This window comes from Flavobacterium sp. (assembly GCF_044368625.1).
Taxonomy (GTDB): Bacteria; Bacteroidota; Bacteroidia; order Flavobacteriales; family Flavobacteriaceae; genus Flavobacterium.
In genome coordinates, this window is sequence record NZ_JBIPPD010000295.1 from 1 (window position 1) to 3,091 (window position 3,091).

General features: G+C 36.7%; 3 protein-coding genes. All 3 read left to right on the plus strand.

The window, feature by feature from the left end; all coding sequences use genetic code 11:
* The first annotated feature begins 516 nt into the window (after window positions 1-516).
* The 3 genes from lipA to ACIQ2X_RS15145 all read left to right on the plus strand — a co-directional run bounded on the left by lipA (window position 517) and on the right by ACIQ2X_RS15145 (window position 3,013).
* Complete coding sequence (gene lipA, locus ACIQ2X_RS15135) at window positions 517-1,404, plus strand: lipoyl synthase (protein WP_396179794.1); 888 nt, start codon at window positions 517-519, stop codon at window positions 1,402-1,404.
* Between the two features lie 58 nt (window positions 1,405-1,462).
* On the plus strand, window positions 1,463-2,467 hold the full coding sequence (gene gap, locus ACIQ2X_RS15140; protein WP_396179795.1) for a type I glyceraldehyde-3-phosphate dehydrogenase: 1,005 nt from the start codon (window positions 1,463-1,465) through the stop codon (window positions 2,465-2,467).
* Between the two features lie 75 nt (window positions 2,468-2,542).
* A complete protein-coding gene (locus ACIQ2X_RS15145; protein WP_396179796.1) occupies window positions 2,543-3,013 on the plus strand; it encodes a hypothetical protein in 471 nt (156 codons plus the stop codon).
* The last annotated feature ends 78 nt before the right edge of the window (window positions 3,014-3,091 follow it).

Here is a 3,091-nt window from a genome sequence, read left to right on the forward strand (position 1 = left end):
AACTAATGAAAAAATTAAACAAGTAGAATTATCAATTAATAACAGACCTATTAGAAAATTCAATTATCTTAGTCCAATTGAAACTCTAAATAATAAGTTTGTTGCACTTATGAATTGAACACAGCTAGTAATTTAATTCGATTTTTTTTAAAACCTCCTTTCTTCTGCAATTTTAAATTTACAAGCTGCGAATTGAAACCCTCATTACACAAAATTAATTAATCACAAATTATAAATACAAACTGAAGAAAAACAATTTATTGTGGCTATTTTGTTTTCTCTTAGTTCTGTTTATTACGACATCTAAGTGTTATGGGTTGTAATGGAAAGCCAGTACGAATAGCCTACAATTTACCGATTGTAGTCGAACAGAAATAGAGTACCCAAATTCAACTTGAAACCACAAAAATTCATTTTCTTGCGGTTTTGTCGTTTACAATTCATAGGATTTAAGAATTATTTAAATACTTTTTTAAAATCAATATCCGTATCTTTGTACATTGAAAAAATGCATCTATGGAAACCATTTTAGAATCCAATATACTACCTAATACAGCCCGAACCGACGCCAAACCAAAATGGCTAAAAGTCAAACTTCCCATTGGCCAAAAATACACGGAACTTCGGGGCTTAGTCGATAAATATGCACTCAACACCATTTGTACTTCGGGAAGTTGCCCGAATATGGGAGAATGTTGGGGCGAAGGAACTGCAACGTTTATGATTTTGGGAAATATTTGCACGCGTTCTTGCGGTTTTTGTGGTGTAAAAACCGGGAGGCCAGAAACAGTGGATTGGGACGAACCCGAAAAAGTGGCCCGTTCGATTAAAATAATGAACATCAAACATGCAGTGGTAACCAGCGTGGATCGTGATGATTTAAAAGACGGCGGTTCGATTATTTGGATTGAAACCGTAAAAGCCATCCGAAGAATGAATCCGAATACTACCTTAGAAACTTTGATCCCCGATTTTCAAGGAATTGAACGAAATATTGACCGCATTGTCGAAGCAAATCCCGAAGTGGTTTCCCACAATATGGAAACCGTAAGACGCTTGACGCGTGAAGTTCGCATTCAAGCAAAGTACGACCGTAGCTTAGAAGTTTTACGTTATTTGAAAGCCAAAGGCATTAACCGGACGAAATCGGGAATTATGTTAGGATTGGGTGAAACCGAAGAAGAAGTAATTCAAACGTTACACGATTTAAGGGATGCCAATGTGGATGTGGTAACGATTGGTCAGTATTTGCAACCCAGTAAAAAACACTTACCAGTGAAAGAATACATTACTCCAGATCAATTTGCTAAATATGAAAAAATCGGATTGGAATTAGGGTTTCGTCATGTAGAAAGTGGTGCCTTGGTGCGTTCTTCTTACAAAGCACAAAAACATATACTTTAAAATTTGTTTCAAGTTTCAAGTTTCAGAACTTGAAACTTGAAATCTGAAACAAAAATAATTGAAAACAAGAATTGCTATAAACGGTTTTGGACGTATTGGAAGGAATTTATTCCGTCTGCTATTGAATCATCCTACCATTGAAGTGGTTGCTATTAACGACATTGCTGATAACCGGACAATGGCGCATTTAATAAAATACGACAGTATCCACGGTGTTTTGCCTTACGAATGCACTTACGATGCTGATGCAATAGTTGTAAACGGAACTTCTTATTTATTTTTTCACGAAAAAGAAATTTCCCACTTACCGTGGAAAAATCACAACATTGATCTTGTTGTAGAATGTACAGGAAAATTTACAACATACCAACAGCTTCGTACTCATATTACTGTGGGTGCGAAAAAAGTAATTTTGTCGGCACCTTCCGAAGACGATGCAATAAAAACTATCGTGTTAGGAGTGAATGATTCGATTTTAGACGGTTCGGAAACGATAATTTCCAACGCTAGTTGTACAACAAATAATGCCGCACCGATGCTCAAAGTAATCCATCAATTATGCGGTATTGAACAAGCCTACATCACCACGGTTCATTCCTTTACAACCGATCAGAGTTTGCACGATCAACCTCATAAAGATTTACGAAGAGCCCGTGGTGCCAGTCAATCGATCGTTCCAACTACTACCGGAGCGGCAAAAGCATTGACAAAGATTTTTCCGGAATTTGAAGGTAAAATTGGTGGAAGCGGCATACGAGTTCCTGTTCCCGACGGTTCTTTGACCGATATTACTTGTTACGTTAAAAACGAAGTTACCATTGATCAAATCAATGCTTGTTTTAAAAGTGCCGCAGCAAACGAACTCAAAGGAATTTTGGCGTATACCGAAGATCCGATTGTTTCGATTGATATCATAGGTAATACCCATTCTTGCATTTTTGATGCCCAACTTACATCGGTACTTGCCAAAATGGTAAAAATTGTGGGGTGGTATGATAATGAAGTGGGGTATTCCTCACGACTTATTGATTTGATTGATCGTATATCACCGTCTAAATCATAACTCAAATTTAAAATTACATATATCTGTAATTCAAAAAAAGAAATTACCTTGCACGGCTTTTAAAAAATAAAATTGATGACCCCATTTGCTTCCTATTTGAAAAGTGTACTCTTGATTGTAACTTTTTTTAGTATTTCGAAAAACACTTTATATTCGCAATGTGTTGAAATTGAATCCATTTTAGTTGCTGCATGTGGTACACCCGAAGGACAAAATGAAATGTTTCGGTTTCGTGTAGGCCCTACTGCTCTAAATTCAGGCGACATGGCAATCAATTGGCCAAGCAATACTTGGGAAGGTTTTATTCAAAATGCTACGACAGCTTCCAAAGTTGCTATACTGAATGCAAATATTGTTGCCGCTGGCGGCTGTGCTTTGATTCTGGAACCCGTGGGAGGGGTCTTACCAGCAAATGCACCCGTTATTGTGGTAACTAGTTATTTATTTGATACCGCTGCCAATTCTTTTGGCGCATTGACCGAAAATACATACATTTTATCACAGCCGTCCGAAAGTTTTTCAAAATCGATAAAAACTTCTTGTTAGCCCAATGTTTTAGTGAACAAACTTGTTTGTAAAGCCGAAATATCTTTTTCAAAAAGTGTTTTTATATTTTGTTTTTCT

Coding starts and splice junctions, on each gene's coding strand:
- lipA (WP_396179794.1), top strand. CDS start 517: ATGGAAACCATTTTAGAATCCAATATACTACCTAATACAGCCCGAACC.
- ACIQ2X_RS15145 (WP_396179796.1), top strand. CDS start 2,543: ATGACCCCATTTGCTTCCTATTTGAAAAGTGTACTCTTGATTGTAACT.